We start from the raw sequence: 21,663 nt of genomic DNA, 5'->3' as shown, positions 1-21,663 counted from the left end.
GCCAGAAAGCCCTCTGCGGCCTAGCTTTTCCCTGTAGCACTTCCGTATTTCGTACAGGGGGAAGCGTATGAAGTTCACGTCCGCTGAGGGACAGGAAAACCTGCCGCGCTACTTTGCAGCGGTGTTTGCCAGGATAAAGGCAATGGAAGTCGGGCAGCTGGATATCCACTTGCCGGACGGCCGCGTATTCTCCGCAAAAGGGCGCAACCCTGGCCCAGTGGCTGATCTGCACATCCACAACCCGGACTGCTTTGCCCGGCTGATCCGCGAAGGCGATCTGGGCTTTTCAGACGCCTACCTGGAAGGATGGTGGAGCACCTCGGATCTGCAAGCCTTCATGGATCTGGTCCATATGGGGGCCAACACTGTTTATGACGGCTTCCCGGGCAGCGGCCTGGCGCGCGCTTATGAACGGTTCCGCTTCTGGCTCCACCGCAACCACCGCCGCCAGGCGAAAAAGAACATCTCCTATCACTACGACCTGGGCAATGACTTCTATGGCCTGTGGCTGGACGACACGATGACCTACTCCAGCGCCCTTTTCCAAAGCGGTCAGGACAGCCTGGAAAAGGCGCAGACCGCCAAATACGCCTCGATGGTGGACCAGATGGGCGTGAAGCCCGGCGACCACGTGTTGGAGATCGGCTGCGGCTGGGGCGGCTTTGCCGAATATGCTGCCGGCCAGCGCGGGCTGCGGGTCACGGGGCTGACAATCAGTGAGGAACAGTTGAAGTTTGCCCGCGAAAGACTTGAAAGGGCTGGGCTTTCCGACCGGGTTGAGCTGCGGTTGCAGGATTACCGCGACTGCCGTGGCCAGTTCGACGGCATCGCCTCGATCGAAATGTTCGAGGCAGTTGGCGAGAAATACTGGCCCGCCTATTTCAGCACCATCCGCGACCGGCTGAAGCCCGGCGGCCAGGCCACCTTGCAGATCATCACCGTCGCCGACCGCCGCTGGGAGGTCTACCGCAAGGGGGTTGATTTCATCCAAAAGCACATCTTCCCGGGCGGTATGCTGCCGTCACCGAAGGTGCTGCGCGAGCAGGTGGAGAAGGCGGGCCTCGGCGTCGTGCGCTCGATCGAGTTCGGCGACAGCTACAACCAGACCCTGCGCCGCTGGCACGATACCTTCAACACCCGCTGGGACCAGATTTCCGGCATGGGCTTTGACGAGCGGTTCCACAAGATGTGGAACTTTTACCTCACTTCCTGCGCGGCCGCCTTTAAGACTGGAAATTGCGACGTGACGCAGATTACAGTTGCTCATCGCTGACTGAACTGCCGCACGGAACCTGACCGCATATGCCCACCGGAGCCCGACTGACCGCCGCAATTTGCCTGGGCCTGGTGGCGTTTTTCGTGTCCTTCCTGGTTATGCCGCTGATGCCGGAGGGCACAGATTTCGGCTATTTCGTGCATGTGAATGTGGTGCTGGGCCTGCTCTGCGGCTGGATTTTTATGGGCAGCCGGGCAGGCCGCGGCCTGGTCCCGGCTGTCAATAACGGCATCACCGGCATGGCGGTGATGGTCCTGTGGGCGCTGTTCATCCAGGGCGCCTGGGAGATGTTCCGCCTCGCCATGCGCCACCGCTACGACGGCCCGTTTGAGGCGCTGTCGGCGATCTTTGTCATTGCGCTGGATTATTTCTTTGTTATCGCTGTGCCATCCGTGCTGGTGCCCCTGGCCGTGGGCGGAGTGCTGGCGGGGCTTGCGACCGAAAACGCTTCCCGCCGCTGGCGCTGATAATAATTCATTAACAACAGGTTACCGACCGTGGCTAATCTCTTCTTCTTTGGCACGCTGCGCCATCTTCCTTTGCTCGAACTGGTACTCGGCCGCAGCGGCGCAGCGCTGAACGCGCAGGCTGCGAAATTGCCCGGGCACGGGGTCTACCAGGTCGCAGGGCAGCCGTTTCCGGCGATCGAGGAGCGTGCGGATGCCACCGCCAACGGCGTTCTGGTGCAGGACCTTTCGCCCGCCGATCAGGACGCACTCAACTTTTACGAGGGCGGCTTTGGCTACTCGCTGAAACCGGTCACCGTGCAGCTGGAGAATGGCCGCACGGCCCCGGCAGAGGTCTATTTCCCCGAACCCGGTCTGTGGCAGACGGCGGAGCCCTGGGACCTGGCGGCCTGGGTGCAGGAGTGGGGCGCGCTGTCCTTGCGCGCCGCCGAAGAGGTGATGGCCTACCACGGCCGTATGACCGCTGAGGAGGTGGCCCGCTGCTTCCCCACTGTCCGCCGCCGCGCCGCTGCCTGGCTGGCAGCCCAGGCGCGCCCGGGCGATCCGGAACATGACCTGTCCAAGGACGTGATCGTCCACAGCCACACCCGCGCTCATCTGAACTTCTTTGCGATGGAAGAGATGGAGCTGCAGTTCCGCCGCTACGACGGCAGCATGAGTCCGGTGGTGCACCGCTGTGCCTCGATGGCGGGCCATGCGGCGGTGGTGCTTCCCTATGACCCGGTCCGCGATCAGGTCCTGCTTGTGGAGCAATTCCGCGCACCCCCCTTCATGATGGGCGAAGCGCACCCCTGGATGTGGGAGCCGGTGGCGGGCGTGATCGACCCGGGCGAAACGCCGGAACAGACCGCCATCCGCGAGGCTCAGGAGGAGGCGGGCGTCACGGTTCAACGGCTGGAGCCGGTGGCCCAGGTCTATCCCTCCAGCGGGGCACTGGCAGAATTGATACATGTTTTCATTGGCATAACGGACCTTTCTGATGTCAATGGCGGCGGCGGAGTGGCAGGCGAGGGCGAGGACATCCGCAGCAAGATCCTGAGCTATGAAGAACTGATGCTGGGGGTGGACGGCCAGATCTATCAGGACATGCCGCTGGTGACCGCCGCGCTGTGGCTGGCACGCCACCGCACCCGGCTGCGCAACGCATTCTCCTGAGCCGCTTCCCGCCTTGTGAACGCCGGGACGCTTGGTTACATCTTGGGGAACAGATCGAAAGGGATACCATGCGCATTGCACGTGATCTGGCTGATGCCATCGGCCACACACCTCTTATCCGCCTGAACCGCGTCAGCGAAGAGACCGGCTGCGAGATCCTGGGCAAGGCTGAATTCATGAACCCGGGCCAGTCGGTCAAGGACCGCGCGGCGCTCTATATCATCAAGGATGCGGTGGCCCGCGGCCAGCTCAAGCCCGGCGGGACCATTGTTGAAGGCACCGCCGGCAACACCGGCATCGGCCTGGCCCTGGTGGGCGCGTCGATGGGTTTCAAGACAGTGATCGTGATCCCGGAAACCCAGTCCGAAGAAAAGAAGGACATGCTGCGCCTGGCGGGCGCCCAGCTGGTCCAGGTGCCTGCGGCGCCCTACAAAAACCCCAACAACTACGTGCGCTATTCCCAGCGCCTCGCGGAAAAACTGGCTCAGACGGAGCCGAATGGCGCGATCTGGGCCAACCAGTTCGACAATGTCGCCAACCGGCAGGCCCACGTGGAAACCACCGGCCCGGAAATCTGGGAGCAGACCGGCGGCAAGGTCGATGGCTTTGTCTGCGCCGTGGGCTCTGGCGGCACCCTGGCAGGCGTGGCCGAAGCGCTGCAGCCCAAGGGCGTGAAGATCGGACTGGCCGATCCGCTGGGGGCTGCGCTTTATTCCTATTACACAACTGGCGAGCTGGCCTCTGAGGGCAGTTCGATCACTGAGGGCATCGGCCAGGGCCGGATCACCAAGAACCTGGAAGGCTTCACGCCTGATTACAGCTATCAGGTGCCGGATGGCGAGGCGCTGCCGTATGTCTTTGACCTGCTGCATGAGGAAGGCCTGGTGCTGGGCGGCTCCTCTGGCATTAACATTGCAGGCGCTGTGCGTATGGCCAAGGACATGGGCCCGGGCAAAACCATCGTCACCGTTCTGTGCGACTATGGCACCCGCTACCAGTCCAAGCTGTTCAATCCGGATTTCCTGCGGGAGAAAGACCTGCCGGTGCCGGATTGGATGACCCATACGCCTGCGTCGATCCCCGGCGTTTTTGAGGACGTATGACACCTTTCATAACCGCGTTGCGGACTGTTTTGCTGGGGCTGGCCCTTGTGGCCGGCCTCGCTATGCCTGCCCTGGCGCAGCTGAATGCTGAATCCCGGGCTGTTTACCAGGACTGGCTCAAGACCGCGAACCGTGCGGAAGACGTGATCGACGCCAGGCGGGCCTCCAGCGCCGCGCTGGAGACCCTGCGCCAGGAGCTGGCGCGCTACCGCCAGAACTTCCTGGACGCGCGCACCGAAAACGGCGACCGCCTCCAGACGCTGGAAGGCCAGCTTGCCGCCCTGGGCGAGCCGCCCGCAGAGGGCGAGAGCGAGCCCGAAGACATCGCACAGCTGCGCAGTTCGCTGGAACAGCAGCTGAAGGATCTCAAGGTTCCGCGTATTGTGGCGGAGGAAGCCTTCAGCCGCGCCAACGGCCTTATCGCCGAAATCGACAAGATCATCCGCGAACGCCGCACCCGCAAGCTGCTGGAGCGCGGGCCGTCGCCGCTCAATCCTGAAAACTGGCCCGGTGCGTGGCGCACTCTGTCGCGGTCTGCCGGCTCACTGCTGAATGAAACCGCCTCGCGCATCGGCAGCGCCACCACTGCCGAGCGGGTGCAGAACAGCTTGCCCGCCTTGATTCTGCTGCTGGCGACTTCCGCGCTGCTGCTGCTGCGCGGCCGGCCCTGGGCCCATGCAGCAGGCGACTACCTGCGCCAGTTCGGCAGCAGCGGCCGCGGCGTCTGGGGCTTTGTCGTCTCGCTGCTTGAGGTGATCCTGCCGTTTATCGGCATCCTCTTGCTGGTGGCGGCGGTGGACCTGTCCGGCATCCTCGGGTTCCGCGGCTCTGTGCTGCTGGACTATCTGCCGGGCTGGGCGCTGCTGATCCTCTCTTTTCACTGGCTGGGCAACCAGCTGTTCTCCGGCCGGATCGAAAACGATCTGGTGCCGGTGCAGGAGGGGCGCCTCAATGAAACCCGGCTGATGGTCGATATCCTGGCGGTGATCCTGGTTCTGCAGGATGCGCTGACCCTGATGGAGAACATCGACAGCATCCCGGCAGAGGCCCATGCGGTCGCCAGCTTCCCGCTGATTATGGCCGCGGCCCTGGTGCTGCTGCGCCTGCACCGGATCGGCGCCAAACGCCGCCAGCAGCAGAGCGAAGACGAAGCCGATGACGATGGCGCCATCGCAGCCGGTGCGAACCGGGTGATGACGCTGGTGCGCCGCGCCGTCTATCTGCTGGGCTTTGTGTCGCCGGTGCTGGCGGCCTTTGGCTACGTGAACGCGGCTGAGGCGCTGATCTATCCGGCGGTTTCCACCTTGGCGCTGCTGGCCGCCCTCTTGGTGCTGCAGCGCTTCCTGGGCGACGTCTACGGCTGGCTGTCCGGCAAAGGGTCAGAGGCACGGGATTCGCTGTTTGCCGTGATCATCGGTTTCCTGCTGGTCACCCTGGCACTGCCGCTGCTGGCGCTGATCTGGGGCGCGCGGGTGGCCGACCTGACAGAGCTGTGGTCGCGGTTCCTGGAAGGCTTTCAGATCGGCGGCACCCGGATTTCACCCACGGCCTTTCTGACCTTTGCCCTGGTTTTTGCCGTTGGCTATGCGCTGACGCGTCTGGTGCAGGGGAGCTTGCGCAACTCGCTGCTGCCCAAAACCAAGATCGATCCGGGCGGCCAGAACGCGATCACCTCGGGGCTTGGCTACGTCGGCATCTTCCTGGCGGCGGTGGTTGCAATCTCTATGGCGGGACTCGACCTCTCATCGCTCGCCATCGTCGCCGGTGCGCTGTCGGTCGGCATCGGTTTCGGCCTGCAGACGATCGTGTCCAACTTCGTCTCCGGCATCATCCTGCTGATCGAACGCCCGGTCTCCAAGGGCGACTGGATCGAGGTCGGCGGGCTGATGGGCTATGTCCGCGACATCTCGGTGCGCTCGACCCGGATTGAGACCTTCGACCGCACCGATGTGATCGTGCCGAACTCCGACCTGATTTCCGGCACCGTCACCAACTACACCCGCGGCAACACCGTGGGCCGGGTGATCGTGCCGGTGGGCGTCGCCTATGGCACCGACCCGCGCAAGGTAGAGGCGATCCTGGCCGAGATCGCCAAGGGCCATCCGATGGTGCTGCTGAACCCCGCGCCCTCGGTGGTGTTCCAGGGCTTCGGCGCCGATTCCCTCGATTTCGAGATACGCGCCATCCTGCGCGACGTGAACTGGGTGCTGTCGGTGAAATCCGACATGAACTACGAAATCGCCAAACGGTTCCAGGAAGAAGGGATCGAGATCCCCTTCATGCAGCGCGACATCTGGATCCGCAACCCGGAGGCGCTGGCCCAGGCCACGGCAGCCCCTGGCGCAGAGGAGCCGGCAAGCACCCCGGCCTCCGCCCCCGCGGCTGCTTCCGTCAAGGCTCCGCCGAAGCCGGATCTGGACGATCTGCAACAAGACCCCGGCGAGGATGCCGATGGAGACGGAGATGGAGATTCAGATGCCGACAAGTGACCTGCTGTTCCGCAAGGATGCCTATGCCCGCATGACCGAGGCCGAGGTCCTGGCCCATACGGAGCAGGGCGGCATCATCCTGGACCGCACGCTGTTCTATGCCACCGGCGGAGGCCAGCCCGGCGACAGCGGCAAACTGTTGTGGGCCGAAGGGCAGTGCACCATCGCCACCACGGTCAAAGGGGATGAGGCCGCGGTGGTGCTTGTGCCACAGGACGGCTCCGCCCTGCCTCCCGCGGGCACCACAGTGACCCAGGTGCTCGACTGGGACCGCCGCTACGGCCACATGCGGGTGCACACGGCGCTGCATCTCTTGTCTGTGGTGATCCCGCTGGAGGTCACCGGCGGGTCGATCAGCGAAGCCAAGGGCCGGCTCGATTTCAACATGCCAGAGGCTCCGGAAGACAAGCAGGCGCTGCAGGACCAGCTGCAGGCGCTGATCGACCGCGATCTGGAGGTGAGTGAGGACTGGATCACCGACGCCGAACTCGACGCCAATCCGCAGCTTGTAAAAAACATGTCGGTCTCACCGCCGCGCGGCGCAGGTCAGGTGCGGCTGGTGCGCATCGGCACCGCAGATGAGCAGATTGATCTCCAGCCCTGCGGCGGCACCCACGTCAAACGCACCGGCGAGATCGGGAAAATCCGCCTCGGCAAGGTGGAAAAAAAGGGCAAGCAGAACCGCCACGTCTACCTGCATTTGGAGGTCTGAAAAAGATTGGGGGGAAGGTGCATTTTTTGCCATTTCGGCTCTTGCAATTCCCCCTCCAATCCTTCAAAAGCCCCCTCAACGGAGAGGTGGCCGAGTGGTCGAAGGCGCACGCCTGGAAAGTGTGTAGGCGGGAAACCGTCTCCAGGGTTCGAATCCCTGTCTCTCCGCCATAACCCCGCAAATAGGTTTGGATAACAGGCTGGTGCCGGTGCCAGTCGTCCGGTTGGACAGCCGGCGTGACCCGTTTGCGGGCAGGATCAGTTCGGCCGGACGGCCACAAGAACGACACCCAGTTCCTCTTCCAGTTCCTGCAGTTTCTTCAGCTGGTCTTCCGGCAGCGAAGCACTATCCGCCTCAACCTCGGCCAGCGCCACAACAGGGCTTCCGATATCCTTTTCCAGAGCCCGGATCGCGTTGAGCTTCTCAGTTTCAAGCGAGGCGAGGGGGTACAGCATTGTGATCTCCTGTCTGTTGATGAGGCTGAGTATAGCCCGTTTTCTATGGAGCGGGCTGATTGATTTCAGGCCGGGCCGCGTATTGGCTGGAGCAGCCGGGGCGGGCACCGGGTCTGCGGCACCCAGGTATCGCGGGTTTGTATAAAGTCTTCAGCGGATTTTGCTTTCGGGATGGGCCGCTTCGGCTGCCCGGCCCGGGCTTTGATTCGAATGCGCGGACGGGCCGGGCTGCCGCCCTGTGGAAACAAACTCAGAAATTTCCGGGAATTGAAACCAAATCCAGCCCCTTTGCCGCAGCCGTGCCGGACAAACACGGCGGAACAAAGGCGTGACCTGATCCTTCGCGGGTGTTTCGAATATGGAAACAAATCTGGGCTAATCCGGCAGTTGAATGCTAAATTTGGCATATTTCGACAAGTTGCAGCGCGTTTAATTTTCTGAAGTGGAAACAATGCGGGCTCGGGCAGTCTATGAACCGGCCGCTGCTGCCCGGCGGATATCCGTAATGTGAGGAATTTTAGGCAATTTTTTGGCTTTGAGGGCAGGGGTGCCTAAAGTATGCATGGATTAGCCCATTTGGGGGGGCGAGTTCTGCGAGCTGCTGGACTGTGGTGGACTGCTGAAGATTTAAACAAGTCCCGGTGCCGTTTTTCACGGGCACACCACTGATCAGAAAGCTGATGCTTACCGATTGCGCGCTGTTCAGGCGCGCAAACCAGGGCGTTCGCGTTCTGGCTCCCAATCCGCGTGGGCTGGTGTTTTGACTGCGGCAGGCCGCATGGCTGTGCGGCTGTCCGGCGGACCCGGCAGATGGGGTTTTTCGCCTGACCGGTGAGGAAAGGGTAATGACAATGAGTGACGAACAGCCGAATCCGGCACTGGACGGGATCGTAGAGGGCACGTCAGGCGACGACCGGATTGACGCCGCCTATACCGGCGATCCGGAAGGCGACATGGTCGACAACGCCGATGCCATCGACCCGGCGGCAGGTCCGGATGATGATGTCATTCTCGGCGGCGCCGGTAATGACAGCATCTATGCAGGCGCAGGCGACGACACGGTTGACGGCGGCAGCGGTGACGATCTGATCCTCGGCGACGGTGTGTCCGGCGTCCCGGACTCGGTCACCATCACGATCGACGGCTCCACCGCGGGGATCGTAAATCAGCTGTTCGCCTACACCATCGACCCGGACACCGGCGAGATCAGCAATGTGGTGGTCCTGACAGATAACGCCAATGGCAACATTGGCCGCAGTTTCACCTACGACGCACCCGAAGGCGCCATTGTCGGTGTTGGCATCTCCAACGCCAAGGGCACATACTATTCCTCGGGTTACGGCAGCAATGCCGGGTTGAACCCCGATGGGCTGGTCCATACCCAGGGCTTTGGCCAGAACCCGGACGGGTCCGTGCAGATCGGCTTTGAAGATCTGCCCGGCCTTGGCGACCGGGATTTCGACGACATCACGCTGACTGTCGATCTGGGCACCTCGGGCACCACCTTTGACAACACCCATTACGACTATTCCTCCGATCCGCGGGATCCGGTGGTTCCGGGAGATGACTCGCTGACTGGCGGCGAGGGCGACGACACCATCCTGGGCGGCGGCGGCAACGACACAATCGACGGCGGCGACGGTGCGGACTCGGTGGACGGCGGCAGCGGTGACGATGTGATCGACACCTCCAAGGACAGCGGTGTGCCGCTGCCGGACCGCGGTTTTCCGGGCTACACCGGCACCGACCCGGACATCCCCTTTATTCCGGCGGATGCGGACCCGTCCGACGACATGGATACGGTGCTGGGCGGGGCCGGCAATGACACCATCTCGACGGGCGACGATGCCGATCTGATCGACGGCGGCACCGGCATGGATGTGATCGACGGCGGCATCGACGACGACACCATCGACGGCGGCGCGGATGCGGATGTGATCACCGGCAGCGAGGGTTCGGACTCTATCCTCGGCGGCAGCGGCGATGACACCATCTTCGGCGGCCTGAACCCGGCATTCCCGGACGGGCTGAACATCACCGATGACGGCAGCGACGGCCGCCCGGCGGATCCGGACCCCACCAACGGTATGGACACCATCTACGGCGGTTCCGGCAATGACCTGATCTATGGCCAGGATGACGATGACGAAATCCATGGCGGCACCGGAGACGATACGATCGACGCAGGCATCGACGACGACCTCGTCGATGGCGGTGCCGGCAATGATCTGATCACCGGCGGCCACGGGGCGGACACCCTGTCGGGCGGTGATGGCCGCGACACCTTCCTCGGCGGCACCGCCGGCGACGTTGTGGATGGCGGCTCAGGCGGTGATGACTTCGACACGCTGGACCTGACCGGCTCCGGCCCGTTTGAGCTGACCGGCGTCACCGAGGATGCGGATGGCAACAGCATCTCCGGCACCGTCAACTTCCTGGACGGCGACGGAGCCGTGACCGGCTCGATGACCTTTGGCGAGATCGAGCAGATCATTCCCTGCTTCACGCCGGGCACGCTGATCGCCACCCCGCAGGGCGAGCGCCTGGTCGAGGACCTGCAAGCCGGCGACCGGGTGATCACCCGCGACAATGGCATCCAGGAAATCCGCTGGATCGCGGCGCGCACGCTGGAGGGAGCCGATCTGGCCTCCGCTTCGCATCTGCAGCCGGTGCTGATCCGCAAAGGCGCCTTGGGCAACGGCCTGCCGGAGCGCGACATGATGGTCAGCCCCAATCACCGGGTGCTGGTCGCCAACGACAAGACCGCGCTGTACTTCGAGGACCGCGAGGTTCTGGTGGCTGCCAAGCATCTGACCGGGCTGGCTGGTGTCGATCGGGTGGAGGTGTCCAAGGTCACCTACATTCACTTCATGTTCGACCAGCATGAGGTTGTGCTGTCGGACGGTGCCTGGACCGAAAGCTTCCAGCCCGGCGACCACTCCCTGCGCGGTTTGGACAATGCCCAGCGCAACGAGCTGTTTGAGCTGTTTCCGGAATTGAAATCGGAACAAGGCCGCGCGGCCTATACCGCGGCGCGCCGGTCACTGCGCAAACACGAGGCGCATTTGCTTGTGCATTGAGAGATGCGGCTGCCGTTTGGGGGAATGGCAGATAAGAGCGAAGCGCAGGAAGGCAGGGCCTTGTGCCCTGCCTTCTCTGATTCAGCGGCGCGGGTCAGCGGCGGCGGCGCCAGGCGGCCCAGTCTTCAGGCGTGTCCAGGTCGCTAAGCGCGTGACGGCCGGGCAGGGCAACCATCTGCACGGTTTCCTGTTTCAGCAGGCTGCGGGCCCCTTGATCGCCGCTGAGTGCCTGCAAGGCCGCGAAGCAGCGGCTGGGAAACAGCACCGGATGGCCCGGGGTTCCGTCCTCGGCTGAGGCGCGAACGATGGGGCTTTCAGCTCCGTGGAAATGCGCAGCAAGGTGCAGCATGTCCTGGGTCTCCACCTCCGGCATGTCGGCGGGCAGGATCATCACGCCGCCGCACCCCTTGGGCAGCGCCGCGACCCCGCGGCGGATCGAGGCGGCCATGCCTTCGTCCGCGTCCGGGACTGGAACGGGTGTTGCTGTGCCAATGGCAGCTGCGCGGGGATGAGCCGTGCCGGGCACTGTCACAAAGACCGGCAGTCCGGTCAGTGCGGCGCGGCGGCAGACCAGGGACAGGAGAGGCTGGCCGACCACGTCCTCCATCAGCTTGTCACGGCCCTGCATCCGCGAGGATGCACCGGCGGCGAGCAGGAGAATGGCGATGGCGGTCATGCGATTCCGGTCCTTGGTTCCTGGCCGCAATGGCGGATGCCTCCGGCGGGAGTATTTTTGCAAAGATGAAGAGCGGGGGCCAGAAAATATGAGGTCCGGGAAAGGTCATAAGAGATGACCGAATGTTTCGCGCGCGAAACATTCGGGTAACGGTGCTGACGTTTGTGTTGCGCAAGTGCCGCGGCGTCAGCGTTCTCTCCCGTGGCAACGGGGCGGGTTCAGGTCAGGTACACTGACCTGAACCCCGTGTTTTTCAGTCTCAGCCGCGCATCCGGGCGCCGTCGGCGTCAAACAGCGGCTGGGTGATGAGGCGGGCCTTGTGCATCTTGCCGAGGATTTCGATTTCCACTTCCAGGTTTTCTCTGGCTGTCCCCGTGGGGACAAACCCCAGCGCAATGGATTTCTGCGCGTGGTGCGAATAGCCGCCTGAGGTGCAGAAGCCCACGACCGCGCCGTCGAGCCAGATCGGCTCATAGGCGACCACATCAGCATCGTCTGCTTCGACTTCAAAGGCGCAGAGCTGCCGGGCGGGGCCTGCCTCACGTTCGGCCTCAGCTGCGGCGCGGCCGATGAAATCCGCCTCCTTCTTGAAGGAGATGAAGCGGTCCAGTCCGGTCTCTGCGGCGGTGTAGTCGGGCGAAAACTCCCGCAGCCAGGAGCCGAAAAATTTGTCCAGGCGCAGCGACATCATCGCCCGCATGCCGAAGGGCTTCATGCCGTGCGGCTGGCCTGCGGTCCAGAGCACGTCCCACAGGGCCCGCTGGCTGGGCAGGTCGCAATAGATCTCATACCCCAGATCGCCGGTGTAGCTGACACGCTGCACGATGCAGTCGGCCATGCCCACGGTCAGGCGGCGCACATCCATGAAGCGCATGTCCGAGATGTCCTGACGGGTGCAGGCTTGCAGGACTTCGCGGGCCTTGGGGCCTGCGATCTGGAAGCCGTTGCGGGTGTCGGAGATGTTTTCGAGGGACACACCTTCGTTCAGGTTCTGCAGGAACCAGCGCATGTGGTATGCCTGCGAGCCATAGGAAGCGGTGAGCTGGAATTCTTCTTCCGAGAGGCAGGAGATAGTGAAATCGCCGATCAGGCGGCCCTTGGGCGACAGCATCGGGGTCAGCGACAGGCGGCCCGGCTGCGGCACCCGGCCGGCCATGATGCGGTCGAGCCAAGCGCGGGCGCCGGTGCCTTTGACCAGGTACTTGCCGAAGTTGTGGACCTCGTTAATGCCGACGTTTTCGCGCACGGCTTTGACCTCGCGCGCGGTGGCGTCAAAGGCGTTGGAACGGCGGAAGGACGGGGTCTCATACCGCGGCTCGTCCCCTTCGGCGAAGTAGTTCGGGACCTCCATGCCGTATTGCGCGCCCCAGACGGCGCCCATGCCGTCAAAGATGTCGTACATCGGGGTGGTGCGGAACGGGCGGGCCGCGGGCAGCTCCTCGTTCGGGTAGGCGATGGAGAAGCGTTTCTGATAGTTTTCAATGACTTTCGGGCGGGTGTAGCCCGGGGTGATCCAGTCGCCAAAGCGGGCGCAGTCCATCGCGAAGGTGTCGCGCTCGCATTCGCCCTCGACCATCCACTGGGCCAGCATCAGGCCGACGCCGCCGCCCTGGGAGAAGCCGGCCATCACGGCGCAGGCGGACCAGTAGTTGCGCATGCCGGGCACCGGGCCGACCAGCGGGTTGCCGTCGGGGGCAAAGGTGAAGGGGCCGTGGATTACGGATTTGACGCCTGCGGCCTCCAGCGCCGGGAAGCGTTTGTAGGCAAAGGCGATGGAATCCTCGATCTTGTCGAAGTCATCAGGCAGCAGCTCGTGGCCGAAGTCCCAGGGGGTGCCATCCACCGCCCAGGGTTTGCAGGGCTGTTCGTAGAAGCCGATGCAGAGGCCGCGGCCCTCTTGCCGCAGGTAGCTTTCGCCGGCCGGGTCCATCACATGCGGATGCTCGCCGCCGCCGTCGATGATTTCGGCGATCATCGGCACCTCGTCGGTGACGATATACTGGTGTTCCATCGGGTGCAGCGGGAAATAGGCACCGGCCATGGCGCCGACCTCGCGCGCCCAGAGGCCGCCTGCGTTGACGACGTGTTCCGCGTGGATGGTGCCCTTGTTCGTCACCACATCCCAGGTGCCGTCAGGGCGCTGGTTGGTCTCGATCACCTTGCAGTGGGTTTCGATCGTGGCACCGCCCATGCGCGCGGCCTTGGCGTAGGCGTGGGTGGTGCCGGAGGGGTCGAGGTGGCCGTCGAGCGGGTCATACAACCCGCCGATGATTCCGTCCACGTTGGTGACCGGGGCGATTTTCTTGATTTCTTCGGGGGAGACGATTTCGGTCTCCAGCCCCATGAAGCGGTGCTTGGCGCGCTCCGCCTTCAGCATGTCGAAGCGTTCTTGGGTCTCGGCCAGGGTGACGCCGCCGACGTGGTGGAGGCCGCAGGACATGCCGGTGATCTCTTCCAGCTCTTTATAGAGCTTGATGGTGTAGCCCTGCAGCGCCGCCATGTTGGTGTCGCCGTTGAGCGTATGAAAACCGCCCGCCGCGTGCCAGGTGGAGCCGGAGGTGAGCTCCGAGCGTTCGATCAGCATGACGTCGGACCAGCCGAGCTTGGTCAGGTGGTAGAGGACAGAGCAGCCGACGACGCCGCCGCCGATCACTGCCACGCGGGTGGTGGTTTTCATATGGGCCTCCCTGAATAGGTGTTTCCCGCATTCTGTACAGAAGTGAACAGTAGTCCAGAAGAAAAACGGCACGGTATGCCGCTTCCAGGCCGTCTGCGCTGCTCAGGGTTATTCAGAGGTGCGGAAGCGGCTGTTCTGGATGATGAAAATCGCCGTCAGCGGGGCTGCCAGGAGAATGACGCCAACCGTGATCAGCAACATGCCAAGCTGGGAGTAATCCGCCGGGGTGGTGATGTTGCCTGCCGAATCTGTGACCTTGCGCGTGACCACAAAGATCTCGTTCAGGTATTTGGTGCCCAGGCTGGAGGCTGAGAGGGCCAGATTGGTGAAGGAGGCCATGACGGCAAAGAAGGTCGCCTTGAGCCCCGAAGGCGCGTTGCGGGCGATCCAGGCGAGCATCGGGATCATCGCGACCTGGCCCAGCGGCGATTCCACGGCGGTGTCGACGATTGCGATGAAGCGGGCATCCACCACGCCGCCGGTCATCGCAGCGGTCCAGTGGTGGGCGCCGTAGTAGAGCGCGATGTTGGGCAGGCTGAGGACCGCCTCGGTTATCGCCAGGAAGGCAACGATCCAAGCGATCGGGCGGCTGGCCATCATCGGGCGGAAAATCAGCATACCCGCCAGCGTCAGCAGCGAGGTGATGAGAGATAGAACGGACAGGAACTGCTGGTCAAACCCTAAGACGTCGATCTCGAACCAGGTCGCGCCGGGGCCGCGCAGAGGGGTGGCGCGGTAGACAAAGATGATGATGGCGGTGCCGATCAGGGCGCGGGCCTGATCCATGGGCAGCACGGCGACCAGCTGGCGCATCAGGAACAGGACGATGGCCATGGAGCCGGCAAAGACGATTTCCTGCGAATAGGGCACGTCGCCCAGACCCACGGCGAGGGAGAGCGCGACAAAGGCGCCGCCGCCGATGAAATACCAATGGTTCGGGGCGACCGGCTCGCGCGGGAGTTCGATGCGGCTGCGGATCTCGTTCTCCGCGACACCAGCCCGGCGCAGCTGGGCAGCCTTGCGCCATTTTTGCCAGATCGCCAGCGCTACGCCGGATAGCGAGATCACCGGGATCAGCAGCGCAAGGGTGAAGACAAAGCCGTAAAGCGCGCCTTTCTCCGGCTGCGGCAGGGCATCGGCGCCGTCGAACAGCGCGACGTTCAGGGCCGCGGCGGCGCTGGAGCCGCCGATCAGCGCGATGCGGCCGAAGGTCTGCATGGTGGTGTGCAGGGACTTGGTTTCAGATTCGGGCAAGGGATTGCCCTGCGCGTCGGTGTGCGGCACGGCCTCCACCGACATGGCATCAGCCACCACGTCCTGCAGCACGAACCCGCAAGGTGCGAGCAGCGCGGCGGTGACGTACCAGGCATTGAGCGGCATCACCGCGCCCATCATCGCCGGCTCCAAAACGATGGCGGCCAGGATACCATAGCTGCCGGCCATCAGCCCCGCGCCTGCAAGGATCAGCAGGTATTTCCAGCGCCAGATCAAGTCGACCAAATGGCCCAGCGGCATCTTCAGCGCCCAGGGCAAGCCGACCCAGAATGCCAGCCCCGCCAGAAAAGCGGCGGACAAGTCCAGGTATTCTTTGACAAAAAACGAGGCGGCGACGGTGGTAATGCCCTGTGCGCCATAGGCGAAATAGATCAGGAGCGGCGGCAGGAAGGACCAGCGGAGCTGCCGGAACAGCTCCAGCACGACCCGGTCGAACCCGTTCCAGGCCAGCACCGCCGCGCGCGTCATGACTGCACCTGCCTCATCACAAGCCGCATAGCTGGGCTCACAACAGGGGCCGGATCTTGAGCCCCGTGACCCGGTTGCCTTCCCGTTCGGTCACCTCAAAGCGGAAGCCGTGGAAGGAGAACACCTGGCCCTTGGTGGGGATCATCTGCGCCTCGTGGATCACCAGGCCCGCGATGGTGTTGGCTTCGTCGTCCGGCAGGTTCCATTCGGTGGCCCGGTTCACGTCGCGGATGGTGGCGGCACCGTCGACCAGATAGGAGCCTTCGGTCGTTTTCTTGACGATGCTTTCCTCGTCCGGGTCGAATTCGTCGGTGATTTCGCCAACGATCTCTTCCAGGATATCCTCCAGCGTGATCAGCCCCTGCAGGGCGCCGTATTCGTCCACCACCAGGGCAAAATGCGAGCGCATCCGCAGGAACTGGCGCATCTGTTCGTCCAGGGTGGTGGTTTCGGGCACGAAATAGGGGGCCTTGGCGACCTTGGTGATGTCGAAGGATTTGAGCCGTTCGCTATCGCCCTCGGCACCGCCGGCCTCGGTGTACATCGTGCGGAACAGATCCTTGGCGTGAACCACGCCGATAATGTTCTCCTGCTCGCCGCGGAACACCGGCAGGCGGGTGTGCTGGCTTTGCAGGCATTGCTCCAGAATGGTTTCGGGTTCCGCATCCGCGTCGATCATCTCGATGTTGGAGCGGTGCAGCATGATTTCCTCGACAAAGCGGTCGGACAGGTCCAGCGCGCCCAGGATGCGGTCGCGGTCCTCTTTTTCGACGACGCCTTCGGAATGGCCCAGGTGCAGGGCGCCGGCAATCTCCTCGCGCACCGCCATGATGTGGCTGTCCGGGTCGATCTGCACGCCGAAGATGCGCAGCACACCGCGCACGAAGAGCCGCACCGCGCCAACCACCGGCGACAGCACCTTGACGATGACAGCGATCGGCGCCGAGACGGCCGAGGCGGCCTTTTCAGCGTTGGAAATGGCGTAGGTCTTGGGCAGAACTTCGGCAAAGACCAGTACCAGAAGGGTCATCACCAGTGTCGCCATCGCAACACCGCCTTCGCCGAAGAGACGGGTGAAGAGAGCGGTGGCGAGCGAGGCCGCGAGGATGTTGACGACGTTGTTGCCGAGCAGGACCGAGCCAATCAGCCGCTCGTTGTCCTCGGTGATCACAAGCGCGCGCCTGGCCCCCGCAGAGCCCTTGTCGGCCTGGCTGCGCAGCTTGCCGCGGGAGGCGGCGGTCAGCGCGGTCTCGGAGCCGGAGAAGAAGCCGGAGCACACAAGCAACAGTGCAATCGAGCCGGCGGTGATCCAGAAATCGCTGTCAAAAACAGTAGTGGCGGGGTCCATTTGGAGTCCGTTGTTGAGAATGTCTGCACAGTTATGGGGTCTGGCCCGCGCCGCTTCAAGCGTCAGGCCTGATCCTGTGCCAGCGGGTGATGCTCCAGCACCAGTTCTTGCAGCCGGGCGTCCAATACGTGTGTGTAAATCTCGGTGGTGGCAATGTCGGCGTGCCCCAGAAGCGCCTGTATCGCGCGCAGGTCGGCGCCATTGGCCAGCAGGTGGGTGGCGAACGCATGGCGCAGCGTGTGGGGGGTGACCTTGTCCGGTGAGACGCCGCCGGTCACTGCCAGTTCCTTGATCAGCAGGTAGAAGCGGTGCCGGGTCAGGTGGCCGGATTTGCCGCGCGACGGGAACAGGAAGCGGGAGGCCGGGTTGCCCTTTGCTTCGCGCGCGGCCTCTGCCTCGTCACGGACTTGCAGCCAGACTGCCAGCGCCTCGCGCGCGGGCGGCGACAGCGGCACCATGCGCTCCTTGCCGCCCTTACCCATGATCAGCAGCATCCGCGGGTCGCCGCGGGCAGCGGAGACCGGCAGCGACACCAGCTCGGTCACCCGCATGCCTGTGGCATAGAGCAGCTCCATCAGGCAGGTGTTGCGCAGCCGGTCGGCCTTGCTGCGGCCGGTCTGGCGGGCCGCGTCCAGCAGGCGGTCGACCTCGATCACCTCGAGCGTTTTGGGCAGACGTTTCTCGCGGCCCGGTCCCCGGATCTGGATCGCGGGATTGTCTTCGCGCCAGCCTTCCTCAAAGGCGAAGCGGTAGATCTGCTTGACCGCCGACAGCCGCCGGGCCCGGGTGGAGCGCGCCAGCCCTTGGGCGTCGCAATTGATCAGGTACGCCTCGATATCGTCCTGGGAGGCGGTGAGGAAATCCAGGGAGCGGTGCTCCAGCCAGGCGGTCAGGTCCTTGAGGTCGCGGCCATAGGCCAGGAGCGTGTTCTGCGACGCGCCGGTCTCTGCTGCCTGGGCATCGAGGAAGGTAGAGATCCATTGGAAGTTCGCGGAAGGAGCTGCCATGTCACTGACGCTCCAGCAGCATCAGCTGCAGTGAGGCGCGCCGGGCGGTGTCCTCCAGCCCAACCGCACGGAAAGCGGCCAGCGCGGCGGTCAGGTCGCCCAGGTTGCCGTCGGAACCTTGCGCAAACAGCACCATGCTGCGCAGGATCGCTTCGCCCAGCTGGCCATTGTCCAGCAACTGCCGGATCACGGCGGGGACGGGCGGTTCTGCGGCGAACCCCAGCGCAATGGCTTCCGCCAGCGGCGACGGGGTCGGGACCTCGCCGGGGCGTCCGCGGGCGAGGCTTGCCAGGAACTGCTCCCGGGTTCCTTCCGCGGGGGTGTCATGCGCGGCCAGTTCATAGAGCGGAGACAACAGGCGGATACGCCAGGCCAGCGCTTTGACGGGGCCGTCCAGCCCGGCGCGCGCCAGCGGCTCGGCAAAGAGGTCGGCAAAAACGGTCTCAGTGCCCGCCTGCTGCATCGCCTCCCATGCGCGGGGCAGGGAAGCGGCAACTGCTTCGGCACGGCCGGAATTCAGGTCGTGCTCCAGCTGCTGCACCGCCGCAACCCGGTCCCAGATGCCGCCCGATGCGGCCGGTTTGCGGTCGCTGAACAGGCCGAGATACTGATTGGGGTTGAGCGCGCCGCCGCGGGCCAGCCGCTCCGCCGCTTCCAGCTGCGCTTTCCAGCCGGCAATGTCGCGCAGATCCGCCGCGGCAAAGGCCGGCGGCAGCGGCGACGTGGGCATCGGCTCGCCAATCGTTTCGAACAGGCGGAAGGTCAGCGGATCCGGTTCCGCCGGATGGGGCAGCGGCGGCGCCCCCTCAAACAGGTCGGGATTGAGGAAACGGTCCAGCAGGTCCATCCGCTCCTTGGGCAGCAGTTCCAGCGCATGGGCGGTTTCCAGCATCAGCGCCGCAGTCGGCCAGTCGCCGCGCCGCGCCGCACAAAAGATTCTGTCGTCATAGCTGTCCGTCAAATGCGGCTCGGCGGCCAGCGCCTTGCAGGAGGCATCCTCGCTGCCGGTCAGCAGGGTGGCATCGAACCAGCGGGCGAACCGCTCCTTGTTTTTGGCCGGGCCAGCATGTTCCGCCAACGCCTGCGATGGGTCCGCAGCCCCGAGCGCCAGCAGCCGGTCGAGCCGGGCCAGCAGGATCTTGTCCTTGGAGGCTGCAGGCGGGCGGCTTTCCGACAGCAGAAGGGTGAACAGCAGCGCCTGCATCGCCGGGCTGCCGCGCACCGGCACGGTTTCGATCAGGCGGGCGACCTCATCAGCACTGCTGCCGCGCCACATGTCGGGCGGAAGCCCCGTTGCGGCAGCCGGAACCAGCCCGACAGGCGGCAGAAGCGCCTCCAGCGGGGTGACGGACACCGGCGGCACCGTCGCGGTGCCGGTGACCGGCGGTTCCAGCAGAACGGTGCCGGGCAGGCCGCTGCGCGGCTGCGGCTGGTTCAGCCAGTCAATCGCTGCCAGGGGCTCGTTGGCGAAGGCATTGCCTGCCAGCATAACCCCTGCGGCAGCCGCCTTAATCCGCATTCAGCACCACCGGCTTGCGCACTTCGGCGCTGGGCGCGCGGAAATCGGCGCCGAACCACGGCCCCACATAGGCGTAGCCAACCAGCCCGATACCGGCCAGAACTACCAAATAGACCAGATACTTAATCAAACGCCCCATATCGTGTCCAATGCCTGTTTCCTGCTCTTTTGACCAAGTTATATATTCCCTTTTGCGCAAGATCACGTCATTCACTGAAGAATGAGCGAAAAAGAGCAAATCAGCGGCCAGAAGGCGGCGGGCCCGGTGCCTGGGCAACTGAAGAAAACCATCGTGATGGTGGGGATGATGGGGGCCGGAAAGACCGCTGTGGGGCGGGCGCTGGCGGCCCGGCTGGATGTGCCCTTTCTGGACAGCGACCATGAGATCGAGGCCGCTGCCAACATGACCATCCCGGAGATTTTCGCCCGCGACGGCGAGCCGTTTTTCCGCCAGAAGGAGCGGCAGGTGATTGCCCGCCTGCTGGAAGAGGAGCGCGGAGTTCTGTCGACCGGCGGCGGCGCGTTCCTGGCGCAGGAGAACCGTGAGGTGATCACCGCCAAAGGGGTTTCTGTCTGGCTGGACGCAGGTTTGGATGTGCTGTGGAACCGGGTCCGCCATCGCGACACCCGGCCGCTGCTGCGCACCGCCGATCCCTATGCGACGCTTCGGGGCCTGTACGAGCAGCGGGTGCCGCTTTATGCCAAGGCCGATCTGACGGTTGCCTCTGACGGCCAGGCCGCAATCGAAACCATGGTTGACCGCGTGCTGGACGCCTTGAAGGCACGCCCTGATGTACTGGAGTGGAAATGATGGAACGTACGGTTCACGTGCCTCTGGGCGACCGCGCCTATGACGTCGTGATCGGGCCCGGGCTGCTGGCGCAGGCGGGCGAGCGTATCAGGCCGCTGCTGAAACGGCCGCAGGTGGCGGTGCTGACCGACGAGACCGTGGCGGAGAAGCACCTGGACGGCTTGCGCGCCGGGCTGGCGGCTGCGGGCGTGGAAATGACGGCGCTGGCCCTGCCGCCGGGCGAGGCGACCAAGGGCTGGCCGCAGTTCACCCGGTCGGTGGAGTGGCTCTTGGAACAGAAGGTGGAGCGGGGCGACGTGGTTGTCGCCTTTGGCGGCGGGGTGATCGGCGACCTGGCCGGTTTTGCCGCTGCTGTTCTGCGCCGCGGGGTGCGGTTTGTGCAGATCCCGACCTCGCTTTTGGCGCAGGTCGACAGTTCCGTGGGCGGCAAGACCGGCATCAACGCGCCGCAGGGCAAGAACCTGATCGGCGCCTTTCATCAGCCCTCGCTGGTGCTGGCCGATACCTCGGTTCTGGAAACGCTGAAGCCGCGCGACTTCCTGTCCGGCTATGGTGAGGTGGTGAAATACGGGCTGCTGGGCGATGCGGTGTTCTTTGCCTGGCTCGAGGAAAACGGCCCGGCCCTGGCGGCTGGCGATGTCGCCGCACGGGTCGAGGCGGTGGCGCGCTCGGTGCAGATGAAGGCGGACATCGTCGTGCGCGACGAGACCGAGCAGGGCGACCGGGCCTTGCTGAACCTCGGCCATACCTTCTGCCATGCGCTGGAGGCCGCGACCGGCTATTCGGACCGGTTGCTGCATGGCGAGGGCGTGGCGATCGGCTGCGCGCTGGCGTTTGAGCTGTCGGCGAAACTGGGGCTGTGTTCCCAGGAAGACCCTAGCCGGGTGCGGGCGCATCTGAAGGCGATGGGGATGAAGACCGATCTGGCCGATATCCCCGGCGAGCTGCCCGGCGCCGAGGCGCTGCTGGAGCTGATGGGGCAGGACAAGAAGGTTGTCGCGGGCCAGCTGCGGTTCATCCTGGCGCGCGGCATTGGCGAGGCCTTTGTGACCGGAGACGTGCCGCCGGAGCAGGTCCTGTCGGTGCTGCGCAGCGCCGGCGCCTGACGGGCGGGATTAGACAGGAAACCAAGAGGGCAGCCGCAG

General features: G+C 64.3%; 17 protein-coding genes and 1 tRNA gene. 10 read left to right on the top strand and 8 right to left on the bottom strand.

Annotation, left to right across the window (positions count from 1 at the left end; translation table 11 throughout):
• Positions 1–67 precede the first annotated feature (67 nt).
• The 7 genes from AC4HIX_RS03615 (at position 68) to AC4HIX_RS03585 (ending at position 7,372) form a co-directional block, all read left to right on the top strand.
• Complete coding sequence (locus AC4HIX_RS03615; protein WP_490397922.1) at positions 68–1,273, top strand: class I SAM-dependent methyltransferase; 1,206 nt, start codon at positions 68–70, stop codon at positions 1,271–1,273.
• Between the two features lie 29 nt (positions 1,274–1,302).
• Positions 1,303–1,743 (top strand): TrgA family protein, encoded by a 441-nt coding sequence (locus tag AC4HIX_RS03610; RefSeq protein ID WP_475052448.1) that lies wholly within the window; start codon positions 1,303–1,305, stop codon positions 1,741–1,743.
• A gap of 30 nt (positions 1,744–1,773) precedes the next feature.
• Positions 1,774–2,898: an NUDIX domain-containing protein gene (locus AC4HIX_RS03605; RefSeq protein WP_490397921.1), complete on the top strand. Its 1,125-nt coding sequence runs from the start codon at positions 1,774–1,776 to the stop codon at positions 2,896–2,898.
• A gap of 68 nt (positions 2,899–2,966) precedes the next feature.
• Entirely contained in the window at positions 2,967–4,001 is a 1,035-nt protein-coding gene (locus AC4HIX_RS03600; protein WP_490397920.1) for a cysteine synthase A, read from the top strand.
• Positions 3,998–6,490 carry a DUF3772 domain-containing protein gene (locus AC4HIX_RS03595; protein ID WP_490397919.1) on the top strand — a complete coding sequence of 831 codons (2,493 nt, stop codon included), beginning with the start codon at positions 3,998–4,000 and terminating at the stop codon, positions 6,488–6,490. Before AC4HIX_RS03600 ends, AC4HIX_RS03595 begins: the two co-directional genes overlap by 4 nt.
• Positions 6,477–7,202 carry an alanyl-tRNA editing protein gene (locus AC4HIX_RS03590; RefSeq protein ID WP_490397918.1) on the top strand — a complete coding sequence of 242 codons (726 nt, stop codon included), beginning with the start codon at positions 6,477–6,479 and terminating at the stop codon, positions 7,200–7,202. The genes AC4HIX_RS03595 and AC4HIX_RS03590 overlap by 14 nt, the downstream gene beginning before the upstream one ends.
• An 80-nt stretch (positions 7,203–7,282) precedes the next feature.
• Positions 7,283–7,372: transfer RNA gene (locus tag AC4HIX_RS03585), tRNA-Ser, on the top strand.
• Between the two features lie 87 nt (positions 7,373–7,459).
• Here AC4HIX_RS03585 and AC4HIX_RS03580 read toward each other — a convergent pair.
• Positions 7,460–7,657: a hypothetical protein gene (locus AC4HIX_RS03580; RefSeq protein WP_475052437.1), complete on the bottom strand. Its 198-nt coding sequence runs from the start codon at positions 7,655–7,657 to the stop codon at positions 7,460–7,462.
• Positions 7,658–8,508: 851 nt separating this feature from the next.
• On the opposite strand from AC4HIX_RS03580, the gene AC4HIX_RS03575 reads away from it, so the two are divergent.
• Positions 8,509–10,737, top strand: coding sequence for a Hint domain-containing protein (locus AC4HIX_RS03575; RefSeq protein ID WP_490398093.1), 2,229 nt, complete (start codon positions 8,509–8,511; stop codon positions 10,735–10,737).
• Positions 10,738–10,831: 94 nt separating this feature from the next.
• Here the strand turns inward: AC4HIX_RS03575 and AC4HIX_RS03570 are convergent, their stop codons facing one another.
• From AC4HIX_RS03570 to AC4HIX_RS03540, 7 genes are all read right to left on the bottom strand, one after another.
• Positions 10,832–11,413: a nucleotidyltransferase family protein gene (locus AC4HIX_RS03570; RefSeq protein WP_490397917.1), complete on the bottom strand. Its 582-nt coding sequence runs from the start codon at positions 11,411–11,413 to the stop codon at positions 10,832–10,834.
• A 259-nt stretch (positions 11,414–11,672) separates the two neighbouring features.
• Positions 11,673–14,090: a GcvT family protein gene (locus tag AC4HIX_RS03565; RefSeq protein WP_490397916.1), complete on the bottom strand. Its 2,418-nt coding sequence runs from the start codon at positions 14,088–14,090 to the stop codon at positions 11,673–11,675.
• A gap of 108 nt (positions 14,091–14,198) precedes the next feature.
• The gene (locus AC4HIX_RS03560) at positions 14,199–15,833 is read right to left on the bottom strand and encodes an MFS transporter (protein WP_490397915.1); all 1,635 of its coding nucleotides are present in this window, start codon (positions 15,831–15,833) and stop codon (positions 14,199–14,201) included.
• Positions 15,834–15,870: 37 nt separating this feature from the next.
• Positions 15,871–17,181, bottom strand: a complete 1,311-nt coding sequence (locus tag AC4HIX_RS03555; protein ID WP_490397914.1) for an HlyC/CorC family transporter — start codon at positions 17,179–17,181, stop codon at positions 15,871–15,873.
• Between the two features lie 62 nt (positions 17,182–17,243).
• Entirely contained in the window at positions 17,244–18,188 is a 945-nt protein-coding gene (locus AC4HIX_RS03550; RefSeq protein WP_490397913.1) for a site-specific tyrosine recombinase XerD, read from the bottom strand.
• Between the two features lies 1 nt (position 18,189).
• A complete protein-coding gene (locus AC4HIX_RS03545; protein ID WP_490397912.1) occupies positions 18,190–19,707 on the bottom strand; it encodes a hypothetical protein in 1,518 nt (505 codons plus the stop codon).
• The gene (locus tag AC4HIX_RS03540) at positions 19,697–19,846 is read right to left on the bottom strand and encodes a hypothetical protein (protein ID WP_490397911.1); all 150 of its coding nucleotides are present in this window, start codon (positions 19,844–19,846) and stop codon (positions 19,697–19,699) included. Before AC4HIX_RS03540 ends, AC4HIX_RS03545 begins: the two co-directional genes overlap by 11 nt.
• Positions 19,847–19,927: 81 nt before the next feature.
• Here AC4HIX_RS03540 and AC4HIX_RS03535 point away from each other — a divergent pair, with 81 nt between their 5' ends.
• Entirely contained in the window at positions 19,928–20,518 is a 591-nt protein-coding gene (locus AC4HIX_RS03535) for a shikimate kinase (RefSeq protein ID WP_475052418.1), read from the top strand.
• Entirely contained in the window at positions 20,518–21,624 is a 1,107-nt protein-coding gene (aroB, locus tag AC4HIX_RS03530; protein ID WP_490397910.1) for a 3-dehydroquinate synthase, read from the top strand. Before AC4HIX_RS03535 ends, aroB begins: the two co-directional genes overlap by 1 nt.
• Positions 21,625–21,663: the final 39 nt, after the last annotated feature.

It is taken from the genome of Leisingera sp., from assembly GCF_982940295.1.
Note: the sequence above shows the minus strand (reverse complement) of the source record. Positions and strands in the feature narration are given on the sequence as shown.